Below are 15,907 nucleotides of genomic sequence, written 5' to 3'. Positions count from 1 at the left end.
GAATCCAATTTTCATCACATGTAAATAAAAATATCTGATATTTTTTAAAATATCAACTTTTAATACTGCGTAGGAAATGAAAACGCCCGGGCAACGACCCGAGCGTGCTTAAACTTCGTGTTCGCAAAGCTTTAGATAGTGACCCAGCCGCCTTTGGACTGGTGAGAGCGCACAGAAGCATCAATGAATCGGACACCGTCTGCGCCCTGATTGACACTAGGATAGGTAAGCCAATCCACCGGAACAGCAGCGCCATCCCGGCGCGCGGCTACGGCCATGGCAAATTCCGTATAGAGGTTGGCCCAGGCTTCGATAATCCCCTCGGGGAAACCCCGCGCGGTACGGATCAGACGTTCCGCGCCGGGGGCAATGCCATGCCCGTGACCTCGGCTGATGATACGATCCGGCTCACCAAAACGATTGAACTTCAGCTGCTCCGAATTCTCCAAATCCCACTCGAGGCCCCCTTCGCTCCCGAATATCCGCAACCTCAACCCGCCCCGATTTCCCGGTGCGAGGCGTGTTGCCATCAAGGTTCCGGGGACTTCATTTTCGTAACGAGTGAACATGAACACCGTGTCTTCCAACGGCTTGGGCGCGCCGCAGACATGAAACTCGGCCCGTAGATCGGTCATCGGTAGGCCCGAGACAAAACTGGCGAGATGCGCGGCATGGGTGCCGATATCGCCGACACAACTGGTCGGGCCAGAAATCTTTGGGTCCAGCCGCCATTTGACATGAGGCGCATCAGCCACATCTTCGGGCGTCATCCAGTCTTGCATGAACTCGACATGGATTTGGTTGATCTTGCCGATGCCGCCTTCCGCCACGATTTGTTTGGCCTGCCGGATTACTGGAAAACACGACATCGCATAACCGACGGCAAAAACCTGACCCGTGCGCGCGGTGATCTCCTCAAGCCCCTCTGCCTCGGCGATTTCATTGGTCAGGGGCTTGTCGCACAGCACATCAATGCCTGCTTCCAGAAATACCTTGGCCGCGTCGAAATGAACTTGGTTCGGGGTAGTGATCATTACGGCATCTACGCCGTCCGGGCGAGCCGCCTCGGCCTGTCCCATCTCCTCGAACGAAGCATAACACCTGTCTTCTGGCAGATACCACTCGGCCCCCCGCGCCTTGCTGCGATCGGCGTCGGAACTGAGCGCACCTGCGACGACCTCCCACCGGTCGGTCATTCGCGCGGCCGTTGCTTGCGTGACCGAGATCCGTCCACCACCAACAACGCCCAACCGCAAACGGCGAGACAAGCGAGGAAAGGGGCCGTCGAAGTTCAGGTCTTCGGGTAAAAGTCTCTCAGCCATTCTGAACCTCCATATCCGGGACCCGTGCGCCCTCGGGCAGCATTTCCACCGCCATGAAAATGCTGGGGGTAATCGTCTCGTATTGATGCCAGGGATAGTTGCCCTCGGCGTCATACATCGGCTTGTGGGTAGTGCCCGGCGCCATAAATTCTTCGAGGTAAAGGGTTTCAACGTCCTGTTCACGGCATTGCTGCATTTTACCGAAGCCAACGATTTGCGTGTGCACTTCGCGGAACCCCGGAACCGGGCAGAACGGATGATCCTTGTGCAAACCGACATTCAGCGGCACCGAGCCCGAGTGGTACATGGTCAATCCAACGTTACCCACAAAGACCTTTGGCGACATGTAGTGGCTGACACCGCGCAGACGCTCCTCTTGGCGAATATCAAAAGCGGATGGCCACGTATCTTTCACCCATGCGAACAGCTCATTGTCATCACCATGGGCGTCGAAACCGTAGACAATTACCGCGCGTTCTACGCTGTTAAGCGTGCTGTCTTGCACGATGACAGACGAAAGCGGTGCAACGGTCTGATCCACGACCGAAAAGTCTCGTCCCCCAAGGTTCAAAACAATTGCACGACCCTCGACAGATATTCTGTCTTCATCGGTTATGTGCTGGACGCGAAAGAATGGCTCGGCAAAGTCGAGTGTCTCAATCGGCATGCGCCAACTCCTTCCTCTCATCGTTCAGGAAATCGACCGGCAGAGGTTCCGGTGCCGCGCAACGGCTTTCTATTGTCTGGTAAGCACCAAATTTCGGCGCCCGTTCAATCGCGTCCATGACTTCAAACACATGGTAGGCAAGCGCTCCACTCGCGCGGGGTTGGCGTCCTTCTTGTGCTGCCAGAGCCAGGTCCAGTAGGCCGAGGCCACGGCTGTCTTCGTTAAACCCGTGTTTGTTTTGGACCACCTGCCACTCCTCGCGACCAGTTGGACGGGGCTGATGAGACCAGCGCGAAGTGTCCCGTGTCTTCAACCAGACATCCCCCTGAAAGATGTTGGCTCCATGAACCGGATCAGGGTCAGGGATGCTTATGGTTCCATCTTCGCCATAGATCTCGAACCGCGGCGTTTCGCTGTCCCAAACGTCGAAACTCATAGTCATTGACCCGACGGCACCGGACGAGAACTGCAGCAGGCTCAGGGAGTGCGTGTCGACCTCGACATCCATCCATTCGCCGTTGCGCGGGCCGTTTTCGATCATCCGCTGGTCAAAAGTTCGCCGCGCCATTCCGGCGACCCGGTCAATGGGACCAAGGCAGCAGATCATCGCGGTCAGGTAGTATGGCCCAAGGTCCAGCAAAGGCCCGCCACCAGCCTGATAGTAGAAGTCCGGGTTGGGATGGTGGCGTTCTGTCCCGTGTGTACCGACATGGGCAAAAACCCCTGTTGGTTTGCCAATGGCACCCTCGTCGATCAAGCGCCGAACGGTCTGCCAGCGACCGCCCAGAAATGTGTCGGGCGCGCAACCGACCAGTAACCCCTTTTCAGAGGCCGCGTGCAGGATCGCCTTTCCATCCGTTCGGTTCATAACCAGCGGCTTTTCCGAATAGACGTGCTTGCCCGCCTCCAACGCACGCAGACTGATTTCGGCATGGGCCGCCGGAATTGTCAGGTTCAAAACGCAGTCAATCGTCGGATCGGCGAACACTTCATCTGGCGTGCAGGCCTTGGCAATGCCGTATTGATCCGCCTTGGCGCGGCTTTCCGAAGGATCTAGGCTTGCGCAGGCCACGACCTCGACGTTTGAGAATTTGGATAGTGTTTTTAGATAGATATCGCTGATACGACCACAGCCGATAAGGCCGACCCGGAAGGATTTCGATGTCTCACGTGTCATCATTCCTGTCTTCGTAGAGGGGTAAGTAGTTCGGGGGCATTGGCCCTTTGTTGCGCCCGCCCTGGCCCATCTGCTCCCAGGCGTGGGCGAGAATTCCGACCGAGCGGGACAGGCAGAACAACCCGCGCGACAAGGGCGCGGGAAAGCCAAGCTCGCAGAAGATGACAGCTGTTGCGCCATCGATGTTCATTGCAATGGGCCGACCTCCGCGTTGGCGACCAAGTTCGGCCTGAACCTCTTCTCCGATATCGGCAAAGCGACCAGAAACGGTGCCATCACTCGCGGCGTCGCGAACCAGTTGCATCAACCGTGGCGCGCGCGGATCAACAGGCTTGTGAAACCTGTGACCAAAGCCCGAGACGATCTTGCCGTAAGTTTCGCGCCAGTTGTTCAGACCGTCCTTCACAGCGTCGTTCAGCGATGCGCCAGCATCCAGCCGGGCCGCAATATCATAGTATAGCTCGGCACATTGCTCCCCTGCCCCACCGTGTACGTCGCCCAGCATGTTCACCGCAGTTGCCATCGCATTGTTCAGCCCGACCCCACAGGTGGCAGCCATGCGCGCCGCCGCGATCGATGGGGCCTGCGGACCGTGATCCACGCCTGCGACCAGCGCAGCCTCAAACAAACGCGCCTGAGCATCGCTGGGCAGATCGCCCCGTACCATCAGCCAGATCATCTGCGGGAAGGTTACATTCCCGATCAGGTCTTCGATGGGATTTCCACGAAACGCGATCTGTCCGGGTTTCATGTCGATTATGGACGTGCGCCACCAATGGCGAACTGCGCGCTCGTCGCTTGTGATTTTGTCTTCCGAGTCGGTCATTGGAGTTGCGTTTCTTTCGCGGGGTATTGTTTCGTTTGTGCAGCAAGGCGAATTGGGGCATTCCGTGCACCATACCCTGCATAGCCGGCGCGGCGTTCAACGATTTCAAAAAACAGTCCGTTGAAGATCGGGCGGCTGTAGATCTGAAAATACTCGGCACCCGCTGCCCGGTCGTAGAGAATGTTACCCCGGCGCAGTTGGGCGACTAAATCGTCATCCAACCCGAAAGCCGCCTGCAGATCGACATAGTAGTTTTCCGGGATCGTCAGGCTGGGAAAGCCGGACTTGCGCAGCTGATCCGACGTTTCGAAAATGTCGTCCGACTGGAACGCAATGTGCTGAACTCCGGCCCCAAACCCATCTTCAAGGAACGAAGCCGCCAGTGTTCGGCGCCCAACGGCCCCGTTCAGGTTCAGGCGCACTTCACCTTCGGGGCTTTCGATAGCCTGGCTTTGCACGACACCGGACGGGTCGGCGACGTTTACAATCGGCGATTTCGCCATCTCAAACGTCGAGATGTAATAGAGCAACCAGCTTTGCATCTCATCATGGCGCATCGTCTGTGCCAGATGGTCGATACGGCGCAGACCGGCGGGCTGGGTTGCTTTTGTTTTGGCGACTGGCTCGAATTCGATGTCCCAGACACGGTGCAGATCGGATTTCTCATCGATGAAATGGACAACATTACCACCGACACCTCGGATTGCGGGAATATCCAGCTCGCCGGTGCCCACCGGCTGCGAGAAATTTGGCGCGCCCAGCGCTGTCGCGCGCTGAACGGTCTGATCCGCGTCCTTGACGCGCAACCCCATGTCGCAGACCGAGGGGCCGTGGCCCAGAAATGCCGAATGCGCGAAACCTTCCTTTTCGGTATTCACGACGATGTTTATGGCACCCTGCCGCCACAGCTCGACAGACTTGCTGACATGCTTTCGTTCCATGCGAAAACACATGGCCGAGAGCATATCGGCCAGCTGCGCGCCGCTTGTTTCGTCGGCTGTAAATTCGACGAATTCGAAGCCCGACGCATAAACGCGCTCGGGCAGGTCCGGGATGCCGAAATCGGCTCCCGGCTCGGTCCGCGACACCTCGTCCAAAAGGTTGACCAGCGATCTGAAGCTGTCACGTGCCAGTGTTTGACCACCGGGTTGCGGCGCTGCCTCGTTGACGCGCGCAATGGACCACGGCCCCTTGTATCCCGCGCGGGACAGTACGCGCACGAAACCCGCTAGGTTCAGCGACCCAAGCCCTGGCAAGAGCCCGAAATGCCGCTTGAGCCTGCGGATATCCATTTCAAGCCGGGGGGCATCGGACAGTTGCACATGGAACAGGCGCTCTCCGGGAATGTCCCGAAGGCGGGCGGGCTTGGACCCGTCGGCCAGCGAGAAGAAGGAGTTCAAGGCCAACCCGAAATGTGGACTGTCAATCGCCTCGACAATGCGCAGCGCCTGCGCGTCCGAGTGGATGAGGTCGGACCAGGGCAAGCCCATATAGGCCAGGCGTGCCCCCATCGCCTTTGCAATCTCGGTCGCTTCCCCGAGGTCCGTGATCACCTGATCTTCGGTGGCGTCGGCGTCCACCTCAAAAGCAGAGCCAATGAGCAGCAGTTCTGTGCCCAACTCGCCCATCAGGTCGAGTTTGCGCTTCAGCCGGTCAAAAGCGCGCTGTTTACCGCCGCCAGATTGACCTTCGAGATTATGGAACGGCTGCAGCAGGCAGATTTTCAACCCGAGGTCTGAGGCAATGTTCTGGACCTGTGTTGGTGACCCGTCAAAGGCGGTCAAATCCGGTTCATGCAGTTCAACCCCGTCAAATCCGGCCCCGGCGATGGCATGCAGTTTCTCTGCCAAATCACCGGGGATGGATGTTGTCGAAACCGACAGGCACATTACCCCTGGTACCCAAACATGCGCGGCAACCACAGGACCAGATCGGGCATCAGCATCATGATTATCAAGGCAAAGATAAGCACCGCCAGGAAAGCCCAGATTTCCGAGATGATTTCACGTAGCGGGATGTCCGTCACGGCGTTGATCACAAAGAGCAAAATGCCATAGGGCGGTGTGATCAGACCGATCATCGAGTTTACGACGACCAGTACTCCGAAATGCACCAGATCAATCCCAAGCGCTTCGCATGTGGGGATGAACAGGGGCACGATCACCAGGATGATCGTCGTCGCATCCAAGACGCAACCCAGCGCGAGGATCAACAGGTTGACGAGGATCAGGAAAACAATCGGGCTGACATCTGAACCCTCCAGCAGGGCCGAGATCGACTGTGGAATCTGCTCCTGAATAACAATGAAGTTCAGGATGAACGCGCCACCGATGACAACCCCAACGGCTGCGGACGAACGGGCACTGTCAACGAAGACCTGATAGAGGCCACGGAACGAAAGCGCGCGATAGAAGAACGCTGCCAGCAACAGGGCATAGAATGCGGCAACAGCGGCGGCCTCTGTCGGCGTGGTAACGCCCCCGTAGATGCCATAGAGCAGGATTGCGGGCATCAGCAGCGCCGGAAATGCGTTGGCGGTTTTTGCCGGCAATTCGCGCAGTGGGATCGGTTCTTCCAATGCAAAGTTCCGCTTGCCGGCCAGATAGTAGTTCATCGCCATGAGGACGACGCCCATGATCAGGCCCGGCAAAATACCGGCAAGGAACAGCGACCCGATAGAGGCCTTGGAAACGAGCGCATACAAGACCATCGGGATCGAGGGCGGAATGATCGGACCGATGGTGGCCGACGCCGCAGTGATTGCGGCTGCGTAGCCTCGGCTATAGCGACCATCTTTGGTCATCATCTCGATGATGATCTTGCCGATCCCCGCAGCGTCGGCAACGGCAGAACCGGACATGCCGGAAAAGATCAGCGAGGCCACAACGTTGACGTGCCCGAGGCCGCCTTTGAAGCGCCCGACAGCAGCAACGCAGAAGTTCAGCAGTCGATCGGTGATCGACCCCGCATTCATGATATTGGCGGCGACGATGAACAAAGGCACGGCAAGCAGGATCGTGCTTTTGTAGAAGCCTTGCAGGATTTTTTCACCCGCCAACGCAACGTCAAGACCAGCGACACCCAGATACATCAGTGACGCCAAAAGGATAGAATAGCCGATAGGGGTCCCGATGCCTGCCAGAACAAAAAGGGTTAGCAGGCAGGAAAGAAGTTCAAAACTCATTTGCTTGCGTCCTCGTCGTCTTCCACATCAACGCGGGGGTGTTCGTCGACCACGTTGTATCCCACGACCATTTCAAGTTCGGTTTTTGGCGGGCCGTTGCGCATGATGTCAAAGAACAGCCATGCATACCGCGCAGCAACGACCAGCATGAACACGGCATAGATCGAAAACACGGTTCGCAGCGGTATCTTCTCGCCCGAGAAGGGGTTGCGAACGGTCGCGGTCTTGCGGATTTTCATCCAGTCGATGTAGTCCCAAGTCGGCAGGAAGCTGTAGAGCATCCCGATCACGATTGCCGCAGCGGCCAGCATCGCAAAGACCTGACGGACGCGTCGGGGTACAGACAGATAAATAATGTCGAATTTTACGTGATCCCGCTCGCGCACGATGAAGGCGCAGCTGAAAAAGATCACCCAAACCCAGAGGATGCCGATCAGTTCAAGCGTCCAGCCCGCTGGGGTAAAGAAGTACCGCAGAAGAATTTGCAGCAGAAAGATCAGGAAGATTGCCGCCAGCATCCCGCCGGCAATCGCTTCGGTCAGTCGGGAGAACCCCCTTATGAAGTCTTTCATTGCGGTTCTCCCTCCCTTGCAATGCGGGCTTAGTTGCCCAGAGCGTTGATCTGATCCAGAACGCCCTCGGGCCACGCCCCGGCGAACTCGCTTTCAAGATACATGGACTGTACCTGATCGCGGAACGCTGCGAGATCGGGTTCGTAAATCTCCATTCCCTGCTCTTTCAGGAAGCTGACGAGATCTTCTTCTTTTTGAAGCTGTTTCTGGCGACCCGATTCCGCAGCTGCATCTGCAGCTTCCTGAACCTTGGCTTGCTGTTCAGGGGTCAGACTGTCCCAAACTTCTTTGCCGATGGCGATATAGTTCAGGTCCACCAGGTGAGACGTCAGAACGATCTGATTGGTCACTTCGTAGAACTTTGCGTCCACGACTGTCGGCAGCGGGTTGTCCTGACCGTCAACAGCACCGGTCGACAGCGCGGTATAGACTTCCGAGAACGCCATAGGTGTTGGAGCCGCGCCCAGCGCCTTGCCCAGGAACTGCCATGCATCGGTGCCCGGCATCCGCAGGTTCACGCCATCCAAGTCGGCTGGCGTCGAAACCGTCAGTTCATCCTTGGGCTGGCGCAGGTTCACCTGGCGACGGCCCAGATACATGACCGACAGCAATTTGACGCCCAGTTCTTCTTCGGCCTTCTGCTTGAAGGCATCCATCAAGGGATCGTTGAAAACGGCGACCTGATGCGCTGCATCCTGATGGACATAGCCTGCGGTAAAGATCGAAAACTCGGGGAAGAACTGCGCCAGTTCCTGCGCCGAGGTGATCGACATTTCCAGGTTGCCGCGGCTGATCGCGTCCAACTCGGTGCCTTGCGCGAAGATGGTGCCATTGTAGCTGGGTTCATAGCTTGCGAAGTCGGCAACCATGGGCGCGAAAACCTCGGCCATGGCGACCGAACGCTGATCGGTTTCCGACCCCGACGTCGCGAGGCGAAGTTGCACTTTGTCGTCTGCCAGTGCTGCACTTGTTGCGCTGAACAGAACTCCGGTTGCGACCAGGGCTGATACAGCAGCCCGGCGTGTAAGTTTGAAAGTCACGTTTTTCCTCCCTGAGACATCATTGATGCTTCTTTTTGACGATTCCAAGTTTTGACCTATTTTGGACATTTTGCAAGATTTTTTGCAAAATATCTGATATTTTATACTACTGTGGCTTTTGCCGGTGGAGTTCGTTGCAGGCTATTTATCCTGACCGTCTCTCCGGTTCGGCAGGAATTTTGAATGGCTTCAATGACTTGCAGCGTCCTTAAACCCTCCCAACCAGATACTATCGGGTCTGCTTCGTGCCGAGCCACTTCGACAAAGTGCCGGAGTTGGTTGACCAATGGGTCCGACGCCCCCTTCTTCAACGCTGTCGACGAGATCGGGGTCCACCAATCCCTTTGCTGTCCCTGATAGCTCCACAGTCGAAGATCGGGGACGGACAATGACCCATGCGAACCACCGATCATATAGCTGCTTTCGGTTGTTGACGGATAGATCGGATATTCCTGAGACGTCATCTCCCAACTCCAGGGGGCGACGATACTGTCGGATACGCTTATGGTCCCGATTGCCCCACCCTCGAACGTCAATAGCGCCCCGGCAACATCTTCATTATCAAATCCGCGCTGCGAGTCCGCCGACTGAGCTTGGACGGTCACAACCTCGCCAGCCAGATGCCGCAGCAGATCAACGTCATGGACCAGATTAACTGAAATAGGGCCCGCGCCCGGTTTCTTTCGCCAAGGCGCAGCATCAAAATAACCGTCGGGTTTGTAGAACCAGCAATTCGCATGGACCGCACGGACATCCCCGATCCTGCCTTCTGCAATGGCTTCTTTCGCCGACTTGATCAGAGGGTTGTGCCGCCGATGGTGCCCAACCATGAGCGGCACGTTCGCTTTCTCGGCCGCTTGGACAAGTTCCAACGCCGCAATGGCCTCAACGGCGATTGGTTTTTCAACAAGAACCGGGCAACCGTGTCGAATACAGGTAAGGCCTTGCTCGACATGCAGTGTCGTTGGGGTCGCAAGCACCGCCCCGTCCGGTGACTGCTGGGCGAACATATCATCGAGCGTTTCGTAAAACGCCACACCATGCTCAACGGCATAGGCACGGCCTTCGTCACTGGGGTCAACAACTGCGACCAGGTCGACATGACGCAACGCTCGGATTGCATCTGCGTGGCGGCGTCCAACAAGGCCAACGCCAACGATGGCAACGCGAAAGTTCTTTGACACTGTGCTTCCTTCCGGTGGTTCCGGTGCTCTCCGGGACCCATTTTTCGAATGAGCAAAACTGCTCTGCTTGGCAACGACCGTATTGGGGTTTTTGCGATTCCGCAATAATGTATGATATTTTTATTTTTACCATACATCAGTTTGGATTGCTGATGCCCCCTAAAAATGGTAAATGAACGAAGAAACCAAAAATATCGGGTGAAACGAATGGCGAAACAGCCGTCCACGATAGGTGCCAGCACCTATCAGCGCATCAAGCGGGATATCATCTTCGGAGAGTTGCAGCCCGGTTCGAAACTGAAGCTGGACGCGCTGAAAGATCGCTACTCGGCCAGTCTCTCGACACTTCGTGAAACGCTCAACAGGCTTGCCAGCGATGGGTTCGTCGAAGCGCCTGAACAGCGGGGTTTTCTGGTCACGCCAGTATCCCGCGAAGACCTGACCGAGATCGCAGAGCTGCGCGCCCTGTTGGAATGCCACGCATTGGAACTGTCGATTGCAAACGGCGATACCGATTGGGAAGGCAACCTTGTCGCCGCGCACCACAAACTGCACTTGATGGAGCAGCAGCTTCTCAAGGGAGATGACTCGGAAAAAGAAACCTGGAAACGGTACGATTGGGAGTTTCATCAGGCCATGATCGCGGCCTGCAACTCCAGAAACCTTCTGTCTCTGCACTCGATCATCTACGATAAATACCTGCGCTATCAGATGCTTGTACTGACCTACCGCGGCGAGGACGCTGTCAAGGAACACAAGGGCATGTTCGATGCTGCATTGGCCCGAGACGCAGGTACGGCCAAGAAACTTCTGGAAGATCACATCCGCAACGGCCTCGCCCATACCCTAAAGGCAATGTAGGCCAACCTTATTGCAAAAAGCCCGGATACCTTGCGCTCGGGAAATGCGGGTTGTGAGCAAAGCCGCACCGCGCAAGTGAGGCTTAGGCTTTAGGGCAGTCTGCACCGGATGCACCCTCTTCTTCGAGCAGGTCGACGGGTGCGGCAGTGCGCGGGCGACGTCGCCAAATTGGACACAAAACGCCTGGACCGGTAATGTTCAAATCAAAGCGCCCAGTTGGGCGACCATGCGGTCGTCGTTTGAGTTGTTGCCACCAAGCTCATTTCAGCTTGGATGATATTGGGTTTGGTTGAGGTCGTTGTTATGAACCTTTCGCGGTTGTCACTGTTGCTTGTCGTGTTCATCGACGTGATGGGCTTTGGGCTAATCCTGCCGGTTTTCAACACTATCTTGCTGGACCCGCAGCAGACATTCTTGCCGCATGATACGCCTGCCCATATTCGACAGTTCGACTACACTGTTCTCATCGCCGTCTTCTTTCTGTTTTACTTTTTTGGCGCTGCATTCATCGCAAAGGTGTCGGATTACATAGGCCGGAAGAAAGGCATCATGATCTGCCTGACCGGAGCGTTGATCGGCTATGTTCTGACCGTGGCCGCGATCATGACGGCCAGCTATTGGTTGTTGCTTTTGGGTCGCGCGATCTCGGGTTTTACGACCGCCAATCAACCCATCGCTCAGGCCGCTTTGATCGATATCAGCCACGACGACCAGGAAAAATCAAAGAACCTTGGGATGATCGTCGCGGCGTCAGCGTTGGGTCTGTTGGGCGGCCCGTTGATTTCAGGATTGCTGAGCGACCAAAAACTGATGGGCTCATTCGCTTCACTGGAGCTGCCGTTCTACGTTGCGATAGGTCTTATCCTCGTCAACATGGCACTGATCCTGTTCTTCTTTTCAGAGCCCGGTTTCAAACCGCAGAAAATCGACTTTGGGCTTTTGGATGTTGTCCTGAACTTGTGGAAGGTCTTCGCGCACCCGGTCGTGCTGAGGCTTTCAATCGTCATGTTGTTCTCGCTCATGTGCCTGAACGCGTTTTTCTTTTTTATCGACACTTACCTTCTGACCCGGTTCCGGTTTGGGACGTTGCAAAACAGCATGGCTCTGGCCGTGTTCGGAGGGTCCATGGCCTTTGGCAGCGCCTACCTGACAGCGCCGTTGCACGAACGGTTCAAAAAGTTCCCGATACTGTATGTATCTATTGCTGCGATGGGCTTGGGGATACTGGCCTTTATGCTTAACCCTGTCGCTGATCTTTCGTATGTGTTGATCGTTCCGATAACGATCGCGTTCGCAATCATGTATCCGACGATGCTGTCGCTGTTTTCCGGCAGCGTTGGCCCGACTGAGCAAGGTTGGGTGATGGGCGTGACGGTGGCAATCTACGCCCTAGGCTCAGGCACCATTACATCATTGAGCGGCTCTTTGATGACGATCAATCTGAAGATGCCGTTCGTCATCGCTGTGATCTGCTGCATCTTGGCGCTTGTTGCCATGGCCAAGCTGTTCCGACACCCGGGCGTCCAGGCTCTGGACACCAAAGGCAAGTGATCTTCGTCAGTTCGGCTAGAATTGAGTCCGTAGAGCCTGTTACAGGGTATCGGTGGTTTGCGTCAGGCAACTTCAGAGTTCTTGCTCCCAGACTGCCGCAAGCTTTCGGTCGATCTATTCCATCAAAAAGACCTGTTCCATCATCGACCATTGGTCGCCCTTGTTGCGGGTCGCCAGAGGTTGCTGACACGGGTCGGTCAGCGCCCACCATTCCTGCGTTTTTGGGTCCTTGGCCATTTCGGCCATGTCACGCTCGAAATCGTCGCCATGATATTCCCAATAGCCAAACAGGAGGTTTTCAGGCTCTCGCAGGAAGATCGAGTAATTGCGAATGTTGCTGCGTCTGATTTGTGCCAGCACGTCCGGCCAGGCGTTCGCGTGCAGGCGCTTATACTCCTCGATCTTTTCGGGCCGGATACCGATCATCATTCCCATGCGTTGCATCACGCGGCCTCGCGGATATCGTGATGAACCATTTCCATCCGTGCAATGGCGTCCCAGTCCCAATCGATGCCAAGCCCGGGATCACTCGACGGTACCCCTTTGCCATCCACAACCTGAATCCCGCTGCGGGTCACGCTGTCCAGTTGCGGGATGAATTCCAGCCATTTCGCGTTCGGAACGGCGCAGATCAGCGGCAGATGAAGCTCCATCAGGAAATGCGGGCAAACGGCGACATTGAAACATTCAGCCATATGCGCGACCTTGAGCCAGGGTGTAATCCCCCCGACCCGCGCCACGTCGACCTGCACAATCGCCGCGGCACCCATCTGTAGATAATCCTTGAACTGGCTGGCCGAATACATGCTTTCCCCGACCGCTATCGGCACCTGCGAGTGGCGGGCAAGTTCGACATGCGCACCTATGTCATCGGCGGGCATGGGTTCCTCGAACCAAGCGATGTCCAAATCATCCAGCATCGCGGCAGCGCGGATTGCCTGAGACAAATCATAACTCTGATTGGCGTCGGTCATGATCTCGTAATCATCACCCACTGCATCGCGCACGGCCGCCAGCCGGCGACGATCCTGCGCAATGAATTCCGATCCGATCTTGATCTTGGATCCTTTGAACCCTGTCTCTTTGGCCTCGAGCGCGTTTTCCACCAATTGTTCTTCGGTGAAATACATCCAACCGCCTTCGGTCGTATAAAGGCGCATGCTGTCGCGCACGCCGCCTGCGGCCTTCCACAAGGACTGATCGTTCTTTCGGCAGTTCAGATCCCAGATCGCGGTGTCAATCGCCGCCAACGCCAAAGAGGTGATCGCCCCCACGGCCGTTGCATGGGTTAGAAACAGCAAATCGCGCCAGATCTGTTCGTGTCGAGAGGGGTCCTTGCCTATCAGAGCTGGCGCCAAGGTCCGTTCCAGCAGCGACACAACAGCCGGCCCTCCCGTTCCGATGGTGTAGCTATAGCCGGTGCCAACCGCGCCATCACTGTCATGGATGATGACAATCGGGGTTTCCTGACTGACAAAGCTCTGGATCGCATCTGTGCGTGTAATCTTGGGCAGCAGATCGATCATTTTGATTTCAACGCGGGTGATTGTCGCCATGTCAATTGCTCCGGATTGCGTGGGTGGACGCGGCATCAAAGACATGCGACTTGTCCAGCGTCAGGCGAAATGTCATCTGCTCGCCGGGTGAAACCGGGCGGGGGTTCAACATCTTCCCCTGCACTTCGGTCCCCGCCAGTTCAGCAAACAGCAGTGTTTCGGTGCCAAGCGGCTCGGACAGGTTCACGGTCAGATCAATCTCGGCCGCCTCGCTGTTCTCGGACACTCCGTGCCCGACCGGGCTGAGGTTGTCTGCACGAAAACCCAGATGCACCCTTTGGCCGGGCCTGACATCGGCACGCGCGGATGGGGGCACAGTGATTTCCTGCCCGTCGGTCAGGCGGATCATACCCGCTTCGGTCACCTCACCATCGACCAGATTCATTGGTGGAGAACCAATGAAGGTCGCAACGAAGGTGTTGACCGGTGCATTGAACAGCTCCAGCGGTGTGCCAACCTGAACGATATGCCCGTCCTGCATCAGAACGATGCGATCCGCCAATGTCATCGCCTCGACCTGGTCATGAGTTACATAGACAATCGTGTTGCCGACTTTCTGGTGCAGTTTTTTGATCTCGACGCGCATCTGGGTACGCAGCTTGGCGTCCAGATTTGAAAGCGGTTCATCGAACAGGAACACGTCGGGGTGCCGTACGATCGCACGACCCATCGCCACGCGCTGCCGCTGACCGCCGGACAGCTCCGCCGGTTTACGGTCCATCAGCTCTTCCAGCCCCAATATGCCAGCGGCTTCATTTACCGCCTGGTCTATTTCGGCTTGCGGTCGCTTTGCGATCTTCAGTGAAAACCCCAGATTCTGACGCACATCCATATGCGGGTAGAGCGCATAGTTTTGGAACACCATCGAGATATTGCGCTCGCGCGGGGGCAAGTCGTTGACCACACGGCCCCCGATCGCCACTTCGCCATTCGTGATGTCTTCGAGGCCAGCGATCATGCGCAAAGTCGTGGATTTACCACACCCTGATGGGCCGACCAGCACCACAAATTCGCCATCTGCGATATCGAGATTGATGCCATGCACCGCCTGATGAGAGCCATAGCGTTTGATAACGTTGTTCAGAGTTACTTCGGTCATGATCTATCCTTTGACGCCGCCAAAAGTGAGGCCGGCAATCAAGTGTTTCTGTACGATGAAAGTCAGGATCAGGGCGGGCAGGATCATCAAGACTGCCAGGGCGCACATGCCGCCCCAATTGATTGTGAACTCTGCCGTGAAATCCAGCAGGCCCACCGGCATGGTCTTGGATCCGACCGAGCGGGTCAGCTGCGACGCAAGCGCGAATTCGTTCCACGATGTCAGGAAAGCAAAGATCGCGGCCGAGGCGACGCCCGAACGCGCCACCGGAAATTCGACACGCCAGAACGCCTGCCAGCGGGTACAGCCATCAATCTCGGCTGCCTCGTGAAGCTCTTTCGGAATTTGGCGGAAGAAGCCATCGGTCAGCCAGATGGTAAATGGGACGTTCATTGCCACATAGGCCAGTATCAGGCCGAAATGTGTGTCGATAACGCCAAGGCGGGCGAATACGATGAACAGCGGTAGCGATAGCGCCACACCCGGCACCGCACGAAACAACATCAGGCCAACGAAATACCCGGCTTTGCCTTTGAACCGGTAGCGCGCAAAGGCATAACCGCCCGACATTCCAATCAGGATGGCAATGACAGTCGAGGTCACGGATACGACAATCGAATTCCACAGATAGGAAAAGACAGGTACGCCACCTTCACCTGCGCCGCCAAACATTGCCCGGTAATGGTCCAGGGTGAAGCTGGGGTTCCAGACGGGTGGTTTGGCCATGATCTCGACCGTTGGCCGAAACGAGTTCAGAACGATCCACAATCCGGGGACGCAGATCACCGCCATGGTCAGGAACAGCGCCAGGAAATGCAGGGATTTCAGAAAGCGGCGGCGCGTACGATGGGTTTTGTTCCGATCCATG

15 protein-coding genes are annotated in these 15,907 nt (G+C 56.5%); 2 read left to right on the top strand and 13 right to left on the bottom strand.

Annotated features, from left to right (window positions below):
• Positions 1-131 precede the first annotated feature (131 nt).
• From ACR0JA_RS05900 to ACR0JA_RS05860, 9 genes are all read right to left on the bottom strand, one after another.
• Positions 132-1,322, bottom strand: a complete 1,191-nt coding sequence (locus ACR0JA_RS05900) for a Gfo/Idh/MocA family protein (RefSeq protein ID WP_480571355.1) — start codon at positions 1,320-1,322, stop codon at positions 132-134.
• Positions 1,315-1,989 carry a hypothetical protein gene (locus ACR0JA_RS05895; RefSeq protein WP_480571352.1) on the bottom strand — a complete coding sequence of 225 codons (675 nt, stop codon included), beginning with the start codon at positions 1,987-1,989 and terminating at the stop codon, positions 1,315-1,317. Before ACR0JA_RS05895 ends, ACR0JA_RS05900 begins: the two co-directional genes overlap by 8 nt.
• Positions 1,979-3,166 carry a Gfo/Idh/MocA family protein gene (locus ACR0JA_RS05890; protein WP_480571349.1) on the bottom strand — a complete coding sequence of 396 codons (1,188 nt, stop codon included), beginning with the start codon at positions 3,164-3,166 and terminating at the stop codon, positions 1,979-1,981. The genes ACR0JA_RS05895 and ACR0JA_RS05890 overlap by 11 nt, the downstream gene beginning before the upstream one ends.
• Positions 3,156-3,992: a citryl-CoA lyase gene (locus ACR0JA_RS05885; RefSeq protein WP_480571346.1), complete on the bottom strand. Its 837-nt coding sequence runs from the start codon at positions 3,990-3,992 to the stop codon at positions 3,156-3,158. The genes ACR0JA_RS05890 and ACR0JA_RS05885 overlap by 11 nt, the downstream gene beginning before the upstream one ends.
• Complete coding sequence (locus ACR0JA_RS05880) at positions 3,989-5,881, bottom strand: bifunctional sugar phosphate isomerase/epimerase/4-hydroxyphenylpyruvate dioxygenase family protein (protein ID WP_480571343.1); 1,893 nt, start codon at positions 5,879-5,881, stop codon at positions 3,989-3,991. Before ACR0JA_RS05880 ends, ACR0JA_RS05885 begins: the two co-directional genes overlap by 4 nt.
• Complete coding sequence (locus tag ACR0JA_RS05875) at positions 5,881-7,176, bottom strand: TRAP transporter large permease (protein WP_170473842.1); 1,296 nt, start codon at positions 7,174-7,176, stop codon at positions 5,881-5,883. The genes ACR0JA_RS05880 and ACR0JA_RS05875 overlap by 1 nt, the downstream gene beginning before the upstream one ends.
• Positions 7,173-7,748, bottom strand: coding sequence for a TRAP transporter small permease (locus ACR0JA_RS05870; RefSeq protein ID WP_480571340.1), 576 nt, complete (start codon positions 7,746-7,748; stop codon positions 7,173-7,175). The genes ACR0JA_RS05875 and ACR0JA_RS05870 overlap by 4 nt, the downstream gene beginning before the upstream one ends.
• A gap of 29 nt (positions 7,749-7,777) precedes the next feature.
• The gene (dctP, locus tag ACR0JA_RS05865; protein WP_480571337.1) at positions 7,778-8,788 is read right to left on the bottom strand and encodes a TRAP transporter substrate-binding protein DctP; all 1,011 of its coding nucleotides are present in this window, start codon (positions 8,786-8,788) and stop codon (positions 7,778-7,780) included.
• A gap of 101 nt (positions 8,789-8,889) precedes the next feature.
• Complete coding sequence (locus ACR0JA_RS05860) at positions 8,890-9,972, bottom strand: Gfo/Idh/MocA family protein (RefSeq protein WP_480571334.1); 1,083 nt, start codon at positions 9,970-9,972, stop codon at positions 8,890-8,892.
• A gap of 207 nt (positions 9,973-10,179) precedes the next feature.
• Here ACR0JA_RS05860 and ACR0JA_RS05855 point away from each other — a divergent pair, with 207 nt between their 5' ends.
• Positions 10,180-10,833, top strand: a complete 654-nt coding sequence (locus ACR0JA_RS05855) for a GntR family transcriptional regulator (protein ID WP_480571331.1) — start codon at positions 10,180-10,182, stop codon at positions 10,831-10,833.
• A gap of 303 nt (positions 10,834-11,136) precedes the next feature.
• Positions 11,137-12,384, top strand: a complete 1,248-nt coding sequence (locus tag ACR0JA_RS05850) for an MFS transporter (RefSeq protein WP_480571329.1) — start codon at positions 11,137-11,139, stop codon at positions 12,382-12,384.
• A 114-nt stretch (positions 12,385-12,498) separates the two neighbouring features.
• Here ACR0JA_RS05850 and ACR0JA_RS05845 read toward each other — a convergent pair whose 3' ends face one another.
• From ACR0JA_RS05845 to ACR0JA_RS05830, 4 genes are read right to left on the bottom strand one after another with little or no spacing between them, the layout of a single operon-like run.
• On the bottom strand, positions 12,499-12,828 hold the full coding sequence (locus ACR0JA_RS05845) for an L-rhamnose mutarotase (RefSeq protein ID WP_480571326.1): 330 nt from the start codon (positions 12,826-12,828) through the stop codon (positions 12,499-12,501).
• Positions 12,828-13,940, bottom strand: a complete 1,113-nt coding sequence (locus ACR0JA_RS05840) for a mandelate racemase/muconate lactonizing enzyme family protein (RefSeq protein ID WP_480571323.1) — start codon at positions 13,938-13,940, stop codon at positions 12,828-12,830. Before ACR0JA_RS05840 ends, ACR0JA_RS05845 begins: the two co-directional genes overlap by 1 nt.
• Before the next feature lies 1 nt (position 13,941).
• Positions 13,942-15,039 carry an ABC transporter ATP-binding protein gene (locus tag ACR0JA_RS05835; protein WP_480571320.1) on the bottom strand — a complete coding sequence of 366 codons (1,098 nt, stop codon included), beginning with the start codon at positions 15,037-15,039 and terminating at the stop codon, positions 13,942-13,944.
• 3 nt (positions 15,040-15,042) lie between these two features.
• Positions 15,043-15,906: a carbohydrate ABC transporter permease gene (locus tag ACR0JA_RS05830; RefSeq protein WP_480571317.1), complete on the bottom strand. Its 864-nt coding sequence runs from the start codon at positions 15,904-15,906 to the stop codon at positions 15,043-15,045.
• Position 15,907 lies beyond the last annotated feature (1 nt).

Source organism: Ruegeria sp. AM4, from assembly GCF_056540665.1.
This window is presented reverse-complemented; position numbering and strand designations above follow the sequence as displayed.

Excerpts from the sequence above, each read along its gene's own strand:
- ACR0JA_RS05895 (WP_480571352.1), bottom strand. The coding sequence starts at position 1,989 with ATGCCGATTGAGACACTCGACTTTGCCGAGCCATTCTTTCGCGTCCAG.
- ACR0JA_RS05885 (WP_480571346.1), bottom strand. The coding sequence starts at position 3,992 with ATGACCGACTCGGAAGACAAAATCACAAGCGACGAGCGCGCAGTTCGC.
- ACR0JA_RS05870 (WP_480571340.1), bottom strand. The coding sequence starts at position 7,748 with ATGAAAGACTTCATAAGGGGGTTCTCCCGACTGACCGAAGCGATTGCC.
- ACR0JA_RS05840 (WP_480571323.1), bottom strand. The coding sequence starts at position 13,940 with ATGGCGACAATCACCCGCGTTGAAATCAAAATGATCGATCTGCTGCCC.
- ACR0JA_RS05890 (WP_480571349.1), bottom strand. The coding sequence starts at position 3,166 with ATGACACGTGAGACATCGAAATCCTTCCGGGTCGGCCTTATCGGCTGT.
- ACR0JA_RS05855 (WP_480571331.1), top strand. The coding sequence starts at position 10,180 with ATGGCGAAACAGCCGTCCACGATAGGTGCCAGCACCTATCAGCGCATC.
- ACR0JA_RS05850 (WP_480571329.1), top strand. The coding sequence starts at position 11,137 with ATGAACCTTTCGCGGTTGTCACTGTTGCTTGTCGTGTTCATCGACGTG.
- ACR0JA_RS05880 (WP_480571343.1), bottom strand. The coding sequence starts at position 5,881 with ATGTGCCTGTCGGTTTCGACAACATCCATCCCCGGTGATTTGGCAGAG.
- ACR0JA_RS05875 (WP_170473842.1), bottom strand. The coding sequence starts at position 7,176 with ATGAGTTTTGAACTTCTTTCCTGCCTGCTAACCCTTTTTGTTCTGGCA.
- ACR0JA_RS05830 (WP_480571317.1), bottom strand. The coding sequence starts at position 15,906 with ATGGATCGGAACAAAACCCATCGTACGCGCCGCCGCTTTCTGAAATCC.
- ACR0JA_RS05845 (WP_480571326.1), bottom strand. The coding sequence starts at position 12,828 with ATGCAACGCATGGGAATGATGATCGGTATCCGGCCCGAAAAGATCGAG.
- ACR0JA_RS05835 (WP_480571320.1), bottom strand. The coding sequence starts at position 15,039 with ATGACCGAAGTAACTCTGAACAACGTTATCAAACGCTATGGCTCTCAT.
- ACR0JA_RS05900 (WP_480571355.1), bottom strand. The coding sequence starts at position 1,322 with ATGGCTGAGAGACTTTTACCCGAAGACCTGAACTTCGACGGCCCCTTT.